The sequence below is a fragment of the Aeromicrobium panaciterrae genome, assembly GCF_039537165.1.
Taxonomy (GTDB): Bacteria; Actinomycetota; Actinomycetes; order Propionibacteriales; family Nocardioidaceae; genus Aeromicrobium; species Aeromicrobium panaciterrae.
The window spans coordinates 2702339-2721124 of record NZ_BAAAZZ010000002.1 but is presented as its reverse complement, the minus strand read 5'-3'; the positions used below and the strand labels follow the sequence as shown (position 1 = coordinate 2721124).

General features: G+C 67.7%; 18 protein-coding genes. 10 read left to right on the top strand and 8 right to left on the bottom strand.

Going from position 1 to position 18786, the window contains the following annotated elements; all coding sequences use genetic code 11:
- Nucleotides 1-47 precede the first annotated feature (47 nt).
- From ABD683_RS14230 to ABD683_RS14205, 6 genes are read left to right on the top strand one after another with little or no spacing between them, the layout of a single operon-like run.
- Nucleotides 48-1133 (top strand): ABC transporter ATP-binding protein, encoded by a 1086-nt coding sequence (locus ABD683_RS14230; protein ID WP_344770620.1) that lies wholly within the window; start codon nucleotides 48-50, stop codon nucleotides 1131-1133.
- Between the two features lie 43 nt (nucleotides 1134-1176).
- Nucleotides 1177-2130, top strand: a complete 954-nt coding sequence (locus ABD683_RS14225) for a metal ABC transporter substrate-binding protein (protein WP_344770619.1) — start codon at nucleotides 1177-1179, stop codon at nucleotides 2128-2130.
- A complete protein-coding gene (locus tag ABD683_RS14220; RefSeq protein ID WP_344770618.1) occupies nucleotides 2127-2885 on the top strand; it encodes a metal ABC transporter ATP-binding protein in 759 nt (252 codons plus the stop codon). The genes ABD683_RS14225 and ABD683_RS14220 overlap by 4 nt, the downstream gene beginning before the upstream one ends.
- On the top strand, nucleotides 2885-3724 hold the full coding sequence (locus ABD683_RS14215) for a metal ABC transporter permease (protein WP_344770617.1): 840 nt from the start codon (nucleotides 2885-2887) through the stop codon (nucleotides 3722-3724). Before ABD683_RS14220 ends, ABD683_RS14215 begins: the two co-directional genes overlap by 1 nt.
- Nucleotides 3725-3733: 9 nt before the next feature.
- On the top strand, nucleotides 3734-4120 hold the full coding sequence (locus tag ABD683_RS14210; protein ID WP_344770616.1) for a Fur family transcriptional regulator: 387 nt from the start codon (nucleotides 3734-3736) through the stop codon (nucleotides 4118-4120).
- Complete coding sequence (locus tag ABD683_RS14205; RefSeq protein ID WP_344770615.1) at nucleotides 4117-4545, top strand: GNAT family N-acetyltransferase; 429 nt, start codon at nucleotides 4117-4119, stop codon at nucleotides 4543-4545. The genes ABD683_RS14210 and ABD683_RS14205 overlap by 4 nt, the downstream gene beginning before the upstream one ends.
- On the opposite strand, the gene ABD683_RS14200 is transcribed toward ABD683_RS14205, so the two are convergent.
- Complete coding sequence (locus ABD683_RS14200) at nucleotides 4542-5294, bottom strand: hypothetical protein (protein WP_344770614.1); 753 nt, start codon at nucleotides 5292-5294, stop codon at nucleotides 4542-4544. The genes ABD683_RS14205 and ABD683_RS14200 overlap by 4 nt on opposite strands.
- Before the next feature lie 13 nt (nucleotides 5295-5307).
- Nucleotides 5308-6930 carry a citramalate synthase gene (gene cimA / locus ABD683_RS14195; protein WP_344770613.1) on the bottom strand — a complete coding sequence of 541 codons (1623 nt, stop codon included), beginning with the start codon at nucleotides 6928-6930 and terminating at the stop codon, nucleotides 5308-5310.
- A 167-nt stretch (nucleotides 6931-7097) separates the two neighbouring features.
- On the opposite strand from cimA, the gene ABD683_RS14190 reads away from it, so the two are divergent.
- Complete coding sequence (locus ABD683_RS14190) at nucleotides 7098-7775, top strand: hypothetical protein (RefSeq protein WP_344770612.1); 678 nt, start codon at nucleotides 7098-7100, stop codon at nucleotides 7773-7775.
- Here the strand turns inward: ABD683_RS14190 and ABD683_RS14185 are convergent.
- From ABD683_RS14185 to ABD683_RS14175, 3 genes are all read right to left on the bottom strand, one after another.
- Complete coding sequence (locus tag ABD683_RS14185; RefSeq protein ID WP_344770611.1) at nucleotides 7772-9190, bottom strand: aspartate ammonia-lyase; 1419 nt, start codon at nucleotides 9188-9190, stop codon at nucleotides 7772-7774. The genes ABD683_RS14190 and ABD683_RS14185 overlap by 4 nt on opposite strands.
- 109 nt (nucleotides 9191-9299) lie before the next feature.
- Complete coding sequence (locus tag ABD683_RS14180) at nucleotides 9300-10400, bottom strand: branched-chain amino acid aminotransferase (RefSeq protein ID WP_344770610.1); 1101 nt, start codon at nucleotides 10398-10400, stop codon at nucleotides 9300-9302.
- Nucleotides 10401-10443: 43 nt separating this feature from the next.
- Nucleotides 10444-11532 carry a 3-isopropylmalate dehydrogenase gene (locus tag ABD683_RS14175; RefSeq protein ID WP_344770609.1) on the bottom strand — a complete coding sequence of 363 codons (1089 nt, stop codon included), beginning with the start codon at nucleotides 11530-11532 and terminating at the stop codon, nucleotides 10444-10446.
- A 465-nt stretch (nucleotides 11533-11997) separates the two neighbouring features.
- Here ABD683_RS14175 and ABD683_RS14170 point away from each other — a divergent pair, with 465 nt between their 5' ends.
- On the top strand, nucleotides 11998-12561 hold the full coding sequence (locus ABD683_RS14170) for an O-methyltransferase (protein WP_344770608.1): 564 nt from the start codon (nucleotides 11998-12000) through the stop codon (nucleotides 12559-12561).
- 63 nt (nucleotides 12562-12624) lie between these two features.
- Nucleotides 12625-14802 carry an EAL domain-containing protein gene (locus ABD683_RS14165; RefSeq protein ID WP_344770607.1) on the top strand — a complete coding sequence of 726 codons (2178 nt, stop codon included), beginning with the start codon at nucleotides 12625-12627 and terminating at the stop codon, nucleotides 14800-14802.
- A gap of 1 nt (nucleotide 14803) precedes the next feature.
- On the opposite strand, the gene ABD683_RS14160 is transcribed toward ABD683_RS14165, so the two are convergent.
- From ABD683_RS14160 to ABD683_RS14150, 3 genes are all read right to left on the bottom strand, one after another.
- Nucleotides 14804-16354, bottom strand: a complete 1551-nt coding sequence (locus ABD683_RS14160) for an amino acid permease (protein ID WP_344770606.1) — start codon at nucleotides 16352-16354, stop codon at nucleotides 14804-14806.
- A 67-nt stretch (nucleotides 16355-16421) separates the two neighbouring features.
- A complete protein-coding gene (yczE, locus tag ABD683_RS14155; protein WP_344770605.1) occupies nucleotides 16422-17039 on the bottom strand; it encodes a membrane protein YczE in 618 nt (205 codons plus the stop codon).
- On the bottom strand, nucleotides 17036-17194 hold the full coding sequence (locus tag ABD683_RS14150; protein ID WP_344770604.1) for a hypothetical protein: 159 nt from the start codon (nucleotides 17192-17194) through the stop codon (nucleotides 17036-17038). The genes yczE and ABD683_RS14150 overlap by 4 nt, the downstream gene beginning before the upstream one ends.
- Nucleotides 17195-17254: 60 nt before the next feature.
- On the opposite strand from ABD683_RS14150, the gene yczR reads away from it, so the two are divergent.
- On the top strand, nucleotides 17255-18703 hold the full coding sequence (gene yczR / locus ABD683_RS14145) for a MocR-like transcription factor YczR (RefSeq protein ID WP_344770603.1): 1449 nt from the start codon (nucleotides 17255-17257) through the stop codon (nucleotides 18701-18703).
- The last annotated feature ends 83 nt before the right edge of the window (nucleotides 18704-18786 follow it).

Here is an 18786-nt window from a genome sequence, read left to right as displayed (position 1 = left end):
ACACGGATCGTCCGGCACGTACCTGCCGGTGAATGGAGCAACCTCTCATGGCAAGTGTCACTTTTGACAAGACGACCCGGATCTTCCCGGGCCAGGACCGACCCGCAGTCGACAAGCTCAAGCTGCACGTCGAGGACGGCGAGTTCCTCGTCCTCGTCGGACCCTCCGGATGTGGCAAGTCCACCTCCCTGCGCATGCTCGCCGGCCTCGAAGAGGTCGACGAGGGGCGCCTGTTGATCGGTGACCAGGACGTCACCGACCTGCCCCCCAAGGATCGCGACATCGCGATGGTGTTCCAGAACTACGCGCTCTACCCGCACATGACGGTTGCCGAGAACATGGGCTTCGCGCTCAAGATCGCCGGCGCCAGCAAGAGCGACATCGCCGAACGCGTCGCCGACGCCGCCAAGATGCTCGACATCACCGAATACCTCGACCGCAAGCCCAAGGCACTGTCGGGTGGTCAGCGCCAACGCGTCGCCATGGGGCGCGCGATCGTCCGATCACCCCGCGTCTTCCTGATGGACGAGCCGCTGTCCAACCTCGACGCCAAGCTCCGGGTGCAGACCCGTACGCAGATCGCGCAGCTGCAACGTCGTCTCGGCACCACGACGGTCTACGTGACGCACGACCAGGTCGAGGCCATGACGATGGGCGACCGTGTCGCGGTGCTCAAGGACGGCGTCCTGCAGCAGTGTGCCTCCCCGCGTGAGATGTATGACCGCCCGAGCAACCTGTTCGTCGCGGGTTTCCTCGGCTCGCCGAGCATGAACCTCATGGAGCTGCCGGTCACCGACGGCGGCGTACGGTTCGGCGACACCGTCGTACCCGTGTCACGCGACACCCTTGCCGGTGCAGCAACGTCGACCGTGACGCTCGGCATACGCCCGGAGAACCTCGAGCTCGCCACGGCGGGCCTCCCGCTGGAGGTCGACGTCGTCGAGGAGCTCGGCGCCGATGCGTACGTCTATGGGCGTGCAGATGTCGGTGGTGCCGGTGTCGACGGTCAGACGATCGTTGCCCGCGTCGACTGGCGCAAGCCGCCGACCAAGGGCGAGCAGATCTTCCTCGCACCGAGCGACCCGACGGCGATCCACGTCTTCGACACCGAGACCGGGGCACGCCTCGGCTGATCTCGTCTTGACAATGATTCTCATCTAGTTGAGAATCATTGTCATGAAGAAGCCACTCGCCCTGCTCGCGGCCGCGCCGCTCGTCGCCCTCCTTGCCGCCTGCGGCGCGAACGCGAAGGACGACGGCAAGACCTCGGTCGTCGCCTCGTTCTACCCGTTCGCGTACGTCGCCGAGCAGGTCGGGGGCTCCTTCGTCGATGTGCAGAACCTGACGTCCCCGGGCGCTGAGCCGCACGATCTCGAGCTCAAGCCCAAGCAGGTCGCCGCGGTCCAGGACGCCGACCTGGTGATCTTCGAGAAGCACTTCCAGGCGGCTGTCGACCAGGCGGTCGAGCAGGCTGATCGGCCGAAGGGCGCCACGGTCGACGCAGATGCCGAGCTCACGGTGCTTCCCGCGCAGCCCGGCGCAGAGGAGGAGGACGCCCACGACCACGGCGACGAGGAGGGGCACGAGGAAGATGCCCACGACCACGGCGACGAGGACCCGCACACCTGGCTCGATCCCGCCAACATGATCACGATGACCAAGGCCATCTCATCGCGCCTGGCGTCGATCGACCCCGATCATGCTTCGGACTACGAGGCCAACGCCGATGCCCTGATCGGCAAGCTGGAGGCGCTGGACACCGCGTTCGCGAACGGCCTCACGACCTGCGAGCGTCGCACGATCGTCACGAGCCACGCCGCGTTCCAGTACCTCGCCAAGCGCTACAACCTGACCCAGGTGCCGATTGCCGGGCTGGACCCGTCCAACGAGCCGTCACCGGCCCAGCTCGGTGACATCACCAAGCTCGTGCGCAAGGAGGGCATCACGACGATCTTCACCGAGGAGCTGGTGAGCCCGGCGATCGCCGACACGATCGCCCGGGAGACGGGTGCCACGACCGCTACGCTCGATCCCATCGAGGGGCTGTCCGACGAGACGTCAGATGAGACCTACCTGACGCTCATGGACAAGAACCTCGCCATCCTCAAGAAGGCCAACTCCTGTCAATGACCAAACCCCTCGTGGCGCACGGCGTCACTGTCACCCTCGATGGTCGACCTGTCCTCCGGCAGGTCGACCTCGAGGTGTCATCCGGCGAGTTCGTCACCCTGCTCGGCCCCAACGGCTCGGGCAAGTCCACACTCGTACGCGCGGCAATCGGCCTGGTCCCGCTGGCAGCGGGCTCGGTCGAGCTGTTCGGCACTCCCCTGGCGGACTTCAAGGAACGCCATCGCCTCGGCTACGTACCCCAGCGGTCGCGGGCCGTCGCGGGAGTGCCGGCCACGGTACGTGAGGTGGTCACCAGTGGCCGCCTGGCCTATCGCCCCTACTTCGGCCGACGCTCCGCGAAGGACGCCGCCGCCATCGCCGCCGCGATCGAGCGCGTCGGGCTCGCCGACCGCAGCCGTTCTGCGCTGAGCGATCTGTCGGGCGGCATGCAGCAGCGGGCGCTGATCGCCCGCGCCCTGGCCACCGAGGCGGAGCTCCTGGTCATGGACGAGCCGACGGCGGGGGTCGACCACGAAAACCAGCTGGTCCTCGCGGACCTCCTGGGTGGACTCGTCATGGAAGGCACGTCGATCCTCCTGGTCGCACACGAGCTCGGACCGCTACGCCAGCTGATCGACCGCGCCGTCGTGCTCGAGGCGGGCACGGTCGCGTACGAGGGTCCCGTCGACGGAGTCGCCCACGAGGACCACGCGCACGTCCATCACCACGACACCCCGCAACGGCAGCCCAGCGTGCCCGGCGAAGGAGTCATCTGATGTACGAGCTCCTCGACTACGAGTTCATGCGTCGCGCGCTGGTCGCCGCGGTGTTCACAGGTCTCGCCGCGCCGGCCATCGGCACGTTCTTGGTGCAGCGCCGGCTCGCGCTGCTCGGCGACGGGCTCGGCCACGTCGCACTGACGGGTGTCGCCCTCGGCCTCCTCACCGGGGTCGCGCCGATCATCACGGCGGTCATCGTCGCGTCCATCGGTGCCGTGGTGATCGAGCTGCTCCGGATGTATGCCCGCACCAGCGCCGACGTCGCCCTCGCGATGCTGTTCTACGGCGGAATTGCCGGCGGCGTCCTCATCGCCAACCTCGCCGGCGAGAACGCGGCAACCCTCAACAGCTTCCTGTTCGGATCGATCACCACGGTGTCGCAGACCGATCTGGTGATCGTCGCCGTGCTCGGCCTGCTCGTGATCGCCCTGTCGATCGGCCTGTCACCGCAGCTGTTCGCGGTGTGCCAGGACGAGGAGCACGCCCGGGTCAGCGGCGTACCGGTGCGGGCCTACAGCATCCTCATCGCGATCCTCGCCGCCATCACGATCACCGTCGCGATGCGTACCGTCGGGCTGCTGCTCGTGTCGGCGCTGATGGTCGTTCCCGTCGCCGCCTCGCAGCAGCTGACCCGCAGCTTCCGTACGACGCACCTCGCCGCCATGGGCATCGGGCTCATCGCCGCTCTGGGTGGCCTGGTGACGAGCTACGAGGTCGACACCCAGCCCGGTCCCACGATCGTGCTGATCGCGCTCGCGATTTTCGGCGTCGCGGCGTTCGCCGGGGCACTGGCCAGGCGCCTGCGCAGCCGGCACCCACAAGTAGATTTGGCCTGAGGAGGACACATGGTCGAAGCACCCCGCAGCACCCGCCAGCGGCGCGCCGTCGAGGCGATCCTCAACGACCTCGACGGGTTCGCCAGCGCGCAGGAGATCCACGACGCGCTGACCAAGCGCGGCGAGTCCGTCGGCCTGTCCACGGTCTACCGCAGCCTCCAGGTGCTCGCCGACGCTGCCGAGATCGACGCGCTGCGCAACGATGACGGCGAGGTGCTCTACCGCCAGTGCAGCGCGGGTCACCACCATCACCTGGTGTGCCGGTCCTGCGGCCGTACCGTCGAGGTCGAGGGCCCGACCGTCGAGCGCTGGGCCGACAAGATCGCCGACGAGAACGGCTTCACGGGCGTCTCGCACACGCTCGAGATCTTCGGCACCTGCAACTCGTGCGCATGAGCATTCGCATGGTTGCCGGCGATGCATTGACGGCGCAGGACGTCTACGACATCTGGAAGATCCGCGACCAGGTGTTCGCGTTCGAGCAGCACGTCGAGGACACCGACGTCGACGGCCGCGACCTGTTGCCCACGACGACGCACCTGTGGCTCGCCGACGCGGACGGACCGACCACCTACCTGCGCGCGTACGACGACGGCGGCATCCACGTCGGCCGCGTCTGCACCCGCAAGGACCAGCGCGGCAAGGGGCTCTCCGGCCAGCTCATGGCCGAGGTGTCGCGGCTGTGGGGTGATCGCGAGATCGTGCTCAACGCCCAGTCGCACCTCGAGCGGTGGTACGAGTCGTTCGGTTACGTACGCTCCGGCGACGACTTCGACGAGGCCGGCATCCAGCACACCCCCATGGTGCGTCCCGCGATCTAGTCCGTCTCGATGACGCGGTTGACCGCCTCGGTCACATCGCCCTCGACGGTCGTCGCGTAGTCGTTGAGCGCGTCGGCTGCGGTCTGGAACCGCTCGGAGTAGCTGAACGAGAAGCTCTGGTTGGCGTCGACGCGGTCGGCGAGCGTCGTCGCCTGGTTGACGACGTACTGCACGGCATCAGTGATCGTCGTGGCAAGCTCCCGCTGGCCCTTCGGCACGGGCACGTCGGCGAACGTGTCCCGCGCGTTGACGAACGCGGGGATCAGCTTCGAGCGCACGGCATCGCTGCTGGTCAGGATCGTGCTGCCGACGTAGTCGGTCGCCCGCAGCTCGAGCACCTTGCGCGCCGCGGCGATGAACGTCTCGGCGACCTTGGCCTCCTCAAGCGTCACGCTGAGTTCCTTGTACGGACCGAGCAGCGTCGACTGCACGTCGATCGCCTCGCGATAGGTCGAGGAGTGCTGCCGACCGTACGCAGAGGTGCCGGACAGCTTGGGAGGGTGAGCGGTAGCGGTGTCGAGCGCCTGCTTGATCTCATCGACCTTCGTCGAGTCGGCACGCTTGATGGCCTTCGACACCCGGGTGCGGAACGCCGCTGCAGCCGAGAGGTAGTCCTGCCCGATCGCCTCGGCATCGGCGATCTGGTCGGACTGCTGCTGGTTCTGCAGCACGAACAGCCCGCCGACCGCGGCGCCGACCAACAACGTGATCAGCACCGGCAGGACCATGGCAGCCCGGCGTGCTCTCATGCCACAACGCTAGTCAGTGGTCGATACGAGGGGTGACGCCGTGCTTGCGGAGCCCGTAGGTGAACGCGTCGACGAGCGCCTCCCACGAGGCCTCGATGATGTTGGCGCCGACGCCGACCGTGACCCAGACGTCCTTGCCGTCGGTCGTCTCGATCAGGACCCGGGTGATGGCGTCGGTGCCGTGTCCCTGGTCGAGGATGCGTACACGAAAGTCGATCAGGTGGAACCGGGCGACATCGGGGTAGACCTGCTCGATCGCCTGGCGCAGCGCGTGATCGAGGGCGTTGACGGGGCCGTTGCCCTCGCCGATCACGGCGAGGCGCACTCCCCCGGCGGTCAGCTTGACTGTCGCCTCCGCCACCGCTCCATCACCGTTGAGTGCAGTGCCGCGGCTCGACTCGGCGAGCACGCGCCACGACTCGACATCGAAGAACGACGGCCGCGCACCCTCCATCTCCTCGGCCAGAAGCAGCTCGAAGGACGCATCTGCTGCCTCGAACGTGTAGCCGTCCTGCTCCATCTGCTTGACCTTGTCGGTCACGCGGGCGAGCCGCGCTGGATCGTTGGCGAGGTCGAAGCCGAGCTCCTTGCCCTTGAGCTCGATCGTCGCGCGCCCGGCCATCTCCGACACCAACAGGCGCATGTCGTTGCCGACCAGCGCCGGGTCGATGTGCTGATAGAGGTTGGGGTCGACGCGGATCGCACTGGCGTGCAGCCCCGCCTTGTGGGCGAACGACGAGACACCGGTGTAGGGCTGGCGCGCCGACGGCGGGTAGTTGGTGATCTCCGAGATCGCGTGGGCGATGCGGGTGGCCTCGGCGAGCCTGCCCTCGGGCAACACCGGCAGGTCGAGCTTGAGCTCGAGGTTGGCGACACAGGTGATGAGGTCGGCGTTGCCCGTACGTTCGCCGTAGCCGTTGATGCATCCCTGCACGTGGGTGACGCCGGCCTGGACCGCAGCCATCGAGTTGGCGACGGCGCAACCGGTGTCGTTGTGGGCGTGGATGCCGAGCCGTGCACCTGTCGTGGCGACATCGGTGACGATCTCGCCGACCCAGTGCGGGAGCATGCCGCCGTTGGTGTCGCACAGCACGACGACCTCGGCACCGGCGTCAGCCGCGGTGGCTGCGACCTCGAGCGCATAGTCGCGGTTGGCACGGTAGCCGTCGAAGAAGTGCTCCAGGTCGACGAACACCCGCTGCCCCTCCGCGCGCAGGTGGCTGACGGTGTCGCGGACCATCGCGAGGTTCTCGGCGAGTGTCGTACGGAGCGCCAGCTCGACATGGCGGTCGTGACTCTTGGCAACCAGCGTGACGACTGAGGCTCCGGACTCGCGCAGCGCAGCCACCAGCTCATCATCAGCCGCGACGCCATCGGCTCGACGTGTCGCACCGAACGCGGCAAGCGTCGCGTGCTTCAGGTCGAGCTCCTTGGCAGCCAGTGCGAAGAACTCGGTGTCCTTGGGGTTCGATCCGGGCCAGCCGCCCTCGATGTAGCCCACGCCGAGGTCGTCGAGGTGCTTGGCGATGTGCATCTTGTCCTGCACCGAGAGGTTGAGCCCCTCCTGCTGGGCGCCATCGCGCATCGTCGTGTCGTAGACGTGGAAGTCGCTCACGTTCTGCTTGCCTGCCGTCACTGGTCAATCCTTCGTCGTGTCATCGCGTCATCTCACAAGTCGCGCTCATAAAAAATGCCCCCCATGGCAATGGGAGGCAGCGCGTCGGGCGTGGTTCTAGAGCCCGGCGCGCCTGTCGATAATGATCGAGATGATCGTCATAGCCGTCAGTCTAGACTGAGCCATCTATGAGCGCCAGACCCGTACCGGTGCCGAACGTCGTCACCATGGCGTACGTCGTGCTGACCGCCGAACCGCTGGACCGTGAGGATCTCGTGCCCCTCCCCGACCGTGCGTTGCTGCGTCTTCGCGGCAGTACGGTGCCGGACCTCGACCGCATGGAGGAGCTCCCCCACCAGCGCATGGTGTCGCGCACCGTGGGGCCGGGTGCGGCGCGACTTGCCGCCGAGGAGGCCCTGCAGGAAGCGGTGGAGCTCGCGATGCGCCACGACGGAGTGATCGTCGACCTGCAGACGCCCCGCATCGTCGAGGTGCCCGCACCTCACCCGCGACCTGCCGCCGCGATGTTCACGTTCGAGTACGACCTTGAGGATCTGGGGACGATCCGCACCCACGGCCTCAACGTGGTCGGCCTCCCCGAGGTCGTGGTGCGCGGCGTGCCCGAGGACGAGCGCCGCATGTACGACATGGTCGTCGTCGGCCTGGTGCACCGTCTCCTCGAGGAGTGGCCGGAGCACGACCCGGTCGGACCGGCCCGCGTCACCCTCGGCGACATCACGGCAGGCTACGAGGGCGGCGAGTCGGGCCCGGACCAGAAGGGGGTCGACGTGCTGATCGACTACGACCCCGCCCTGCCGGCCCTGACCGTCGAGGTCATGACCAGCCCGGGCGACGCGCTCTTCTAGGGCTTCTCTCGTGCCCTGGGCGCGAGGTTGGCAAGGGTCTCGGGCCGCAGGATCGCCTCGAGCTTCTCACGCGGCAGGAGTCCCTTCTCGAGCACCAGCTCGGCGACGCCGCGACCGGTTGCCAGCGCCTCCTTGGCCACTTCGGTCGCGGCGGCATACCCGATGTAGGGGTTGAGCGCCGTGACCAGGCCGATCGAGTTCTCGACCTCGGCACGCAACAGCTCGGCGTTGGCCGTGATGCCGTCGACACACCGGGTCGCGAGCACGAGCACCGCCTCGCGCAGGCGGGAGAGCCCCGCGGACAGCGAGTAGCAGATGACGGGTTCGAACGCGTTGAGCTGCAGCTGGCCGCCTTCCGCCGCCATCGACACCGTGACGTCCATGCCGATGATCTGGAACGCGACCTGGTTGACGACCTCGGGGATGACCGGGTTGACCTTGCCGGGCATGATGCTGGATCCGGCCTGGACAGCGGGAAGGTTGATCTCGTTGAAGCCGGCCCGCGGGCCCGACGACAGCAGACGCAGGTCGTTGCAGATCTTGGACAGCTTGGTGGCGACGCGCTTCAGGGTGCCGGAGTGCTGGACGAATGCGCCGCAGTCCTGCGTCGCCTCGATCAGGTCGACGGCGCTCTCGAGCGGGAGCCCGGTCAGCTGTGCGAGATGGCCACACGCGGCGGGGACGTAACCCTCAGGCGCGTTGAGCATCGTGCCGATCGCCGTCGCACCGAGGTTGATCTCGTGCAGCAGCATCACCGACTCCGACAGCCTGGCGCGATCCTCGCCGATCATCAGCGAGTAGGTACGGAACTCCTGCCCCAGCGTCATCGGCACCGCGTCCTGGAGCTGGGTGCGACCCATCTTGAGGACGTCGTGGAACTCGTCGGCCTTCGCCGCGAACGACCCTTCAAGCACCTCCATCGCCTCCAGCAACGAGTGGGTCGCCAGGATGATCGCGATCTTGACTGCGGTGGGATAGACGTCGTTGGTCGACTGACTGAGGTTGATGTGCTCGTTGGGGTGGAGCGTCGCGTAGTCGCCCTTCTTGTGCCCCATCAGCTCGAGTGCCCGGTTGGCGATGACCTCGTTGGCGTTCATGTTGGTCGAGGTGCCGGCGCCGCCCTGCATCACGTCGACGACGAACTGGTCGTGCAGCGCACCCTGGCGGATCTCCTCGCACGCGCCGCGGATGGCTTCATAACGCTCGTCGTCGAGCAGGCCCAGGTCGTGGTTGGCAGCTGCGGCGGCCTGCTTGACCGCGGCAAGCGACTCCACGAGGAACGGGCTCACCCCGATCTGCACGCCGGTGATGGGGAAGTTCTCCAACGCCCGCAGGGTGTGTACACCCCAGTAGACGTCGGCGGGAATCTCGCGGTCACCGATCAGATCGTGTTCGGTACGCGTGACAACGGACATGTGGCGCCTCCAGTGCGTGAGGCACGACGGTGGGCCTCAACGCCCGACTTTAGGCCACCTCGAGGCCACCTGGGTGAGCGGCATCACTGTACTGGCGAGTACAGCAAGTTCAGTCGATCTTGACTTGCTGCATCCAGCCGTGCCGGTCGGCCGCGCGACCGTACTGGATGTCCACCAGAGCGGCCCGGATGTCGGTCGTGATCTTGCCCGCCTCGCCGTCACCGGTCACGACTTCGCCGCCGTCCCACTTGAGCGAGCCGATCGGCGTGACCACGGCAGCCGTACCGCAGGCGAAGACCTCGGTGATCGTGCCGTCGGCGACACCTTCACGCCATTCATCGATGCTGATGCGACGCTCGATGACCTCGTGGCCCAGATCGCGAGCCAGCGTGAGGATCGAGTCACGGGTGACGCCTTCGAGGATCGAGCCCGACAAGGACGGAGTGACGATCGAGCCGTCCGCATGGACGAAGTAGAGGTTCATGCCTCCGAGCTCCTCGACCCACTTCTGCTCGACCGAGTCGAGGAAGGCCACCTGGGCGCAGCCCTTTTCGATCGCCTCCTGTTGCGGCAGCAGGCTCGAGGCGTAGTTGCCGGCCGTCTTGGCCGCGCCGGTCCCGCCAGCCCCAGCACGGGAGTAGGTCGTCGACAGCCAGATCGAGACGGCCTTGACGCCACCGGCGAAGTAGGCACCCGCGGGCGAGGCGATGACCGAGTAGGTCACGTGCTGGCTCGGGCGGACACCGAGGAAGATCTCGGAGCCGAACATGAAGGGACGGAGGTAGAGGCTCTTCTCGCCGCCCGAGGGAATCCACTCGTGGTCGGCCCGGATGAGTGCCTCGATCGACCCGAGGAACCAGTCGACCGGCAGCTCCGGCAGCGCCAGACGGTGTGCGGAACGCTGCATGCGTTCGCCGTTGGCCTCGGGACGGAACAGCCAGACCGAGCCGTCCTCGTGAACGTATGCCTTGAGCCCCTCGAACACCTCCTGGCCGTAGTGCAGGACTGCGGCGGCGGGATCGAGCGAGAACGGTCCGTAGGGCACGACGCGCGCGTCGGCCCATCCCGTCTCGGGTGTCCACTCGGCGATGAACATGTGGTCGGTGAAGTGGTTGCCGAAACCGGGGTCGGCCAGGATCGCTTCGCGCTCGGCCGTGGACTTGGCTGCGGAGTTGCGCTCGAAGGTGGCCGCGAACTGCTTGGACGTCATAGTTTTCACGATACTGCTTTCGTGGTCGAAGGGTAAATGGTCGTTAACCGACCTTTACGCCCCCGGCCACGCGTGCCTCAGCGATGCGCTGGGCGATGGCCTCTCCCACCTCCTCCGTGCTGCGGGGAGTGGTGCCACGTGAAGCAATGTCGTCCTCGACCGCCTCGGTGACCTGCGACGCGGCCTCAGGCAGCCCGAGGTGGTCGAGCAGGAGCGCGGCAGAGAGGATCGCCGCGGTCGGGTCGGCCTTGGACTGGCCGGCGATGTCAGGTGCGGACCCGTGGACCGGCTCGAACATGCTCGGAGCCGTGCCGGAGGGGTTGATGTTGCCGCTGGCGGCGACCCCGATGCCACCCGTGACGGCGGCGGCCAGGTCGGTCAGGATGTCGCCGAACAGGTTGTCGGTCACGATGACGTCGAAGCGCGCGGGGTCGGTGACGAGGAAGATCGTCGCCGCGTCGACGTGGAGGTAGTCGACGGTGATCTCGGGGAACTCCTTGGCGACGGCGTCGACCGTACGCGTCCAGAGGTGGCCGGCGTGGACCAGCACGTTGTTCTTGTGGACCAGGGTGAGCTTCTTGCGCGGGCGCGCCTGGGCGCGGGCGAACGCGTCACGGACGACACGCTCGACGCCATATGCCGTGTTGACGCTGACCTCGGTCGCCAGCTCCTGGGGGGTGCCGACCCGGATGGCGCCGCCGTTGCCGACGTAGGGGCCCTCGGTGCCTTCACGCACGACGACGAAGTCGACCTCGCCGGGATCGGCGAGCGGAGTCGGAACGCCGGGGTAGATCTTGGAGGGGCGCAGGTTGACGTAGTGGTCGAGCTCGAAGCGCAGGCGGAGCAGCAGTCCGCGCTCGAGGGTGCCGGACGGCACGGTCGGGTCTCCGACAGCGCCGAGCAGGATCGCGTCATGCGTGCGGATCGACTCGAGCTCGGCGTCGGGCAGGACCTCGCCGGTCGCGTGCCAGCGCTTGGCGCCGAGGTCGAACTCGGTCTTGTCGAACGCGACATCGTGCTCTGCGGCGACCAGGTCGAGGACCTTGAGGGCCTGGGCGGTGACTTCGGGACCGATGCCGTCACCGGCAATGACGGCAAGCTTGACCACTCGCCTGGAATTCGTGCGACTCATGCATGCATCCTAGGTGCACCGTCTCATGATCTGAAACAGGCGTCTTGATATCTGGTACGACTCAGTTGTCGTCGGGGCGGTCGTCGAGCTCGAGCTCGGCCTCGTCACGCAGGTGCGCCGGGCCCCACTCCATCAAGTGCGGTTCCATCGTTTCTCTCCTTGGTTGATCGCCGCGAGGTCTCGGTGTCCGCCGTTCCACCGGACACCAGACCGGAGATCATCCGGAAAGGAAGAAGAGATGCATCAACAGATCAGGTCGTGATCTGGATCCCTGCGGCGGAACGGCGGGCCAACGCCGAAACTCCGCGGCAGGGGTGGCCCTAAGAGGCCCTGCCGCGGCAAGCGATTACTACGAGCTGCTTCCGCATGTGACGAGCCTAAGCCCACGGACGTCGGCCTGTACGCATTTCGGCCACACCATCTCGGTCCACGAGATGAAGTCGACAGTCGTGGGAGACTGTCCGCGTGAGCGCGCCAGCTGAAGTACCCGACATCGTCTCGGCCACGCTCGACCTCTCGCGTCAACGCGGCTTCATCACCTCGATCCGCAACGAGACGGGCCGTCTGCTCGCTGCACTCGCGGCGTCGCGCTCGGGAACGCTGGCCGAGCTCGGCACGGGCTGCGGGGTGGGCTCGGCATGGCTGTCGAGCGGTGCGCCCAAGGACGCGCGGGTCGTCAGCGCCGAGCTCGATCCTGCCCTCGCCGAGGACGTGCAGAAGATCTTCGCCGAGACCCCGAACGTCGACGTCATCGCCGGTGACTGGTCGACGCTGGAGCAGTACGCCCCGTTCTCGCTGGTGTTCGTCGACGTGCGCGACGTCATGGAGTTCATCGACGTCTTCGCCGATCTCCTCGAGCCTGGTGGAATCGCCGTGCTCGATGACTTCGAGCCGTCGGCATTCTGGCCCCCGATCGTCGAGGGACGCGTCGACACGGTGCGCGAGCGGTGGCTGACCGACGAGAGGTTTGCCGCGGTCGAGATGCTGATCGACGTCGACGCCTCCCTGATCATCGCCACACGCCGCTGACGACCGCGACCGTCGTCCGTTCGAACGCGCACGTCAACCACACGAATGCGCCAGAATTGCCCCATGTACCGGGCGTACCTGCTTGTCAGCGTGGTGGTGATCGCGCTGTACGCCCTCCAGCCGACGGTCCTCCTGTACCAGGCCGTTGCCCTGTCTGGTGTCCTGGCGATCCTCGTCGGGCTGTGGGCCAACAAGCCGGCGAACCGGTTGCCTTGGTACCTCTTCGCGATGGGACAGGGCACGTGGTTCATCGGCGACGTCCTGTACGACACCTTCGACATGACCCAGTCCCCCTCCATCGCGGATGTGGCCTACCTGCTGGCCTATCCGTTCCTCGGCGCCGGTCTCGTCCTGATGATCGCCCGCCGACGGCGCGAGCGTGACGTTCCGGGCCTGATCGACAGCCTGATCGTCACGGTGGGTCTCGGCCTGCTGTCCTGGGTCTTCGTCGCTGACCCGATCGTCGACAACACCAACCTGTCATTGGTCGAACGGGCCGTCGCGACGGCATACCCGATCGGTGACGTGCTACTGCTGGCGCTGGTGATCCGCCTGGTGACGGATCGGGGTGAACGCTCGCCCGCATTCCGCCTGATGGTCGCCTCCATGGGCCTGGTGCTCATCGCGGACACGTTCTTCGCGGTGGACCCATCGTCTGACTACACCAACGCCCTCGACGTGCTGTGGCTTGCGTCGTATGTGCTCTGGGGTGCCACGGCACTGCACCCGACCATGGGACAGCTGTCGACCGTCTCCCGACCACGCGCTCGTCCGTTCTCGTTCCGTCCCCTGGCCGCCGTGGCCGCCGCCATGCTGATCGTGCCGACCCTGGTGGTCGCCAGATTGGTGCAGAGCGTCCATGTCGACACGTGGGTCATTGTCGGCGGCGCATGCGCGCTGACCCTGCTGGTGGTGTGGAGGATGGCCTTCGACATCGAGGAGATCCGCGAGACGACCCGGCAGCGCGACCAGCTGAGGCAGGACCTGCTGCGCGAGGCTTCCCACGACTCCCTGACCGGCGTCGCCAACAGCGTGCACCTGCGACAGCTGATCGGTGCCGCGCTCCGGCGCGGACGGCGCAGCGGCACGCCCGTCGGTCTGATGGTGGTCGACCTGGACGACACCGGCGGGATCAACGACAAGCACGGTCACACGGTCGGCGACGAGGTGTTGCGCGTTGTCGCTTGCCGGCTGCAGGAGGCCGCCCGGGGCGTCGGTTCGGTGGGGCGCCTGGGTGGTGACCAGTTCGTCGCGCTGATCGAGTCGGTGTCGTCAGGCCACGAGCCCGCCAAGCTCGCCGACGGGTTGATCAAGGCGATCAGCGAACCCATACTCCTTCCCGGCGGCGCACTCGAGGTCACCGCGTGCATCGGGACCACCACGAGCCAGGACTGCGGCACCGACGCCGAGACACTCCTGCTCGAGGCCCAGACCGCTCTGCGACGCGCGAAGTCCGCAGGTCGCGGCCAGATCCAGCAGCTCGACAACCGGGGACGGTCCGAGCTGGCCGATCGGACCGCGATCGAGGCAGAGCTGGGCGACGCGCTCGAGGCCGGCGATCTGGAGATCCACCTGCAGCCTGTCGTCGAGCTGCCCAGTGGGCTGCTCGACGGCTACGAGGCCTCGGTGCGATGGAACCGACCTGACGGTGAGCCCCTGGACCTCACGGAGGTCCCGCCCGCCGTGATGTCAGCCGAGCTGGCCTGTGCCGTCGATCGGTGGGTGCTGACGGGCGCCACGGCCAGACTCGCCGCCCTGACGGCCGCCGAGCCCATCTCGTACGGCAACCTCACGGTCACGGTTCCGGTCTCCACGCCGCTGCTCACCTCGCCCTGCTTGCTGCAGGACGTACGCCGCGCACTGGTGGATGCCGATCTCGCGCCCCACCGACTTGCCGTTGCGGTGAACGAGATGGCGCTGGTGGAGGTTCCCAGCGCAACCCAGACCCTGAGCGCCCTCCGCGAGGCCGGCATCTGCGTGACGATCGACGACTTCGGAACCGGACGCACGTCGATCGCGCAGATGAGACACCTTCCTGCCGACACGCTCAAGGTGCATCGGAGCATGGTCGACTCCGACGAGCCCGGTACGTACGACCTGCTTGTCCTTCTCGTCAACGCCGCCCATGCCTGTGGCTTGCTCGTGGTGGCCGATGGCCATCCCCACGTCCCGCAGCACGGGGTCGTGTCTGACCCGCCTCTCCCCACGGAGCGCCGGCTGCGGATCGTCCGCGACGAGTGACCTAGGCGCGATGCGCGCCCGGCGGCCGAGGCGGTCGTACGGCGGGCGCCTCGAGCTCGACCAACGCTGCCGGCGGCGGTGGCTCGTCGTCACGCGTGCCGAGCACACTGTGACCGCGGCCGTACGCCACGTAGAGCACCAGGCCGACGATCATCCAGATCGCGAAGTCACGCCAGTTGGTCCACGTCAGGTTGAACGACAACCAGATGGTTGCGAGCAGCGAGAGGATCGGGACGAGCGGGACCAGCGGGACCCGGAAGCCGCGTTCGAGGTCCGGCTCGGACCTGCGAAGCCGGATGACGCCGACCGCACAGAACGCGAAGGCGAACAGCGTGCCGAGCACGAGCAGGTCAGCGCGCTTCATCGTGCCGGGGTCGAGGGCGAGCACCGCTGCGGCCACGCCAGCCAGCGAAGCAGCCCGAGACGGAGACGAACCCACCCCGACCTTGGCGAGACCCTTGGGCAGCAGCCCGTCGCGGCCCATCGCGAACAGCACGCGGCTCTGGGCGATCAGCACGACCAGCACCACGGTGGTGAGGCCGAACAGTGCGCCGACGTTGATGACGTTGGCGCTCCAGCTTGGCGCGCCCGCCGCGCGGAGAGCGTCCGAGACGGGAGCGGCCGTGTTGAGCTCACCGAATGGCCTGAGGCCGACAAGAACGGTGGCCATGGCCACGTACAGGACGCTGACTATGCCGATCGACGCGAGCATCGCCCGCGGGATCGAGTGGCGCGGGTCCTTGGTGTCCTCCGCTGCTGTGGCGATCAGGTCGAAGCCGATGAACGCGAAGACGATGGCGCCCGCTGCCGTGAAGATGCCGAAGATGCCGAACACTTCGCTGGATCCCATGATCGTCTGGAGAACCGTGGATCCGCCGTCCACGGACTTCGACTGCGGGATGAACGGCGAGTAGTTGGCTGTCTTGACGTGAGTTGCGCCGACCGCGATCACGAGCACCACTGCCACAAGCTTGAGCGACACGATCGTGGCGAGCACACGACCCGTGAGCTTCGCGCCGGTCATCACGAGGAGCGCCAGGACGATCACCAGGGCCGCCGCGATCCACCCGGTCCCCTCCGAATCCTTCGAGTGCTCGGCGAGGAAGGTGGGGACGCCGATGCCGAACCCGTCGATCGTGGCGGTGAAGTACGAAGCCCAGACCCGCGACACCACCGCGGCGGCCACGAGGAGCTCGAGCACGAGGGCCCAGCCGACGATCCACGCCCACAGCTCGCCGAAGGCGACGTACGCGAAGGTGTAGACGCTCCCCGCCGTCGGGATCGTGGACGAGAGCTCGGCGTACGACAACGCCGCGAGCAGGCTCACCACCGCCGCGATGACGAACGACACGATGACGGCCGGGCCGGCCATCGTCGCGGCCTGTTTGCCCGCCAGCGAGAAGATGCCGCCACCGATCATGACGCCGAGCGCCAGCATGACGAGCAAGCCGGTGCCCAGAACGGCAGGAAGTCGGTGGCGGGCATTGGTGATGCGCAGCAGGGCGAGCTCGGGCGGAAGTCGTCGAGCTCTGCCAACAACGTCCTGAACCATGCGGGGCCCCCGAAGCGTCCAGCGGCCACACAGATTGGCCGTTTGCGAGAACCTATCCCCTATTTGGTCAGTCTGGCACCGGTTGTGACAACTTGCCGGCCGAGACGTCGACATGTGTCAGCGGCAGGAAGAACTGCACGATCGGCCCGATCGTCAGGGCATAGAGCACGGTTCCGACGCCCACCGTGCCGCCGAGCAGGAAGCCGACGGCGAGGACGGTGACCTCGATCGTGGTCCGCCAGAACCTCACGCTGCGGCCGGTACGGCGCACCAGGCCCAGCCACAACCCGTCCCGCGGGCCGGGCCCGAGCTGTGCCCCGATGTAGAGCGCGCCCGCGAAGCCGTTGCCCACGACGCCGCCCACGAGGAGCAGTCCCCGAAGCCAGATGTTGTCGGGCTGGTCGATCAGTGCGATCCCGAAGTCGGCTGCCAGGCCGATGATGATGACATTGAGCACGGTACCGATCCCGGGCACCTGCTTGAGCGGGATCCAGAGCAGCAGCACGACCGCACCCGTCACGATGACGACCTGACCGAACGTCAGCGGCACCTGCGTGGCGACGCCCTCGTGGAACACGTCCCACGGGTCGAGGCCGAGCGTCGACTCGACCATCATCGCCATCGTGAAGCCATACAGGAACAGCCCGACGACGAGTCGGCCGAGACGCTCGGTCAGGCGCGTCATCGTGAAAGCTGTTGCGTGATCCATGAGCCCACCTCTTCCGGGTGGCTGCGCGGCGTCGGGCGGGTGCCGAGTCCGTCGTTGGCGATCGTACGGGCGAGCGCCACGAGGATCGCCGCGAGGGCGAGCAGCCCGACGAGGACGAGGATCATGGTCATGACGTCATCGTGCCGGAGATTGGCTATCCAATACATAGCCAATTGTGAAAGAGTGGCCTCATGTCCATGACGATCTCCGCCACCCGACTCGCCACGCTGCTGAAGCCGTACGCGTCAGAGGGCCCTGCCTACCGCGGGCTGGCCGAGGGCATCCGGCTGCTCGTCGTCGACGGCCGCGTCCTCGACGGCAGCCGCCTGCCCAGTGAGCGAGAGCTGGCAACAGCACTGGGTGTCAGCCGTACGACGACGACCCGTACCTATGCCGAGCTGCGTGCCTCGGGACTGCTGCGTTCGCGGCAGGGCTCGGGCAGTGTCGTCCACGTCCCGTACGCCGCGTCGAGCGCCAGCAGCATGATCCTGACCCCCCACGGCGAGGGCACGATCGCCCTGACCTACTCGGCGCCCGCCGGGCCGGCGGGGCTCGGCCGGGCCTTCGAGGCCGCCGTCACCAAGCTGCCCGGCCTTCTCGCCACGACGGGCTACCTTCCCGACGGGCTGCCGGTCCTGCGCGAGCTCCTCGCCCAGCGCTACACCGATCGGGGCCTGCCAACCGACCCTGACCAGATCGTCATCACCAACGGCGCACAGGGTGCGGTCTCGCTGATGGCGCACACCGCGCTCTCCCCCGGTGACCGGGTCGTGGTCGAGGGTGCCAGCTATCCCCACGCGCACGAAGCACTTGCCGCCGTCGGCGGCCGGCTCTCGGCGCTGCCGATGCTCGACACCCCGTGGGATCCCGCCGCCCTCGCGGCGACGTTGAACAGCTCACGCCATCGGCTCGCCTACCTGATCCCCGACTTCCACAACCCGACCGCCGCGATCATGAGCGACAGCGAGCGCGGCGCCTGGGCGCGCGAGCTGAAGCGCCATGGTGTGGTGCCGGTGGTCGACGAGTCGCTGCGCGAGGTCAACCTCGACGGCGTGGAGCTGCCGCCGTCATACGCGACGTACGACTCCAGGGCCGTGCTGGTCGACTCGGCCTCCAAGCTCTTCTGGGGTGGACTGCGGGTCGGGTGGGTTCGCGCCCCTCGTGACCTCGTCATGCCGCTGATCCAGTCACGCATGACCCTCGACCTCGGCAGCGCGGCGTTCGAGCAGCTGGTGCTCGCAGAGCTGCTGATCGAGGGCGGACAGACGGCCGCCGCGGGCCGCGCCACGCTGCGGGCCGGCCGCGACCACCTGCTGGGCGAGCTGGCGCGGCAGCTCCCGGACTTCGAGGCGCACTGCCCGTCCGGCGGTCTCAGCCTGTGGGTCACCCTGCCCGACCGGATCTCGTCGCAGCTGACGGCTGCGGCCGCGCGCCACGAGCTCCTGCTCACGCCGGGTCCCCGGTTCTTCACCGGCGCCGGCTCGGCGGGCGAGAAGCACCTGCGCCTCCCCTACACGCAGTCCCCCGCGACGCTGACCGAGGCGGTCTCGCGCCTGCGGCTGGCCCATGACGAGGTGCGCGGACCGGGCCGGGCAACCGACCGGTCGACCCGGTCGAAGACCCTCGAGCTGATCGCCTGACCAAGAGTTCGCCCCTGCTCTGACTCACGTTCACCGAGAGTTCTCGCGGCGCTGCCATCTTCGGGTCACCCCTACACGGAACC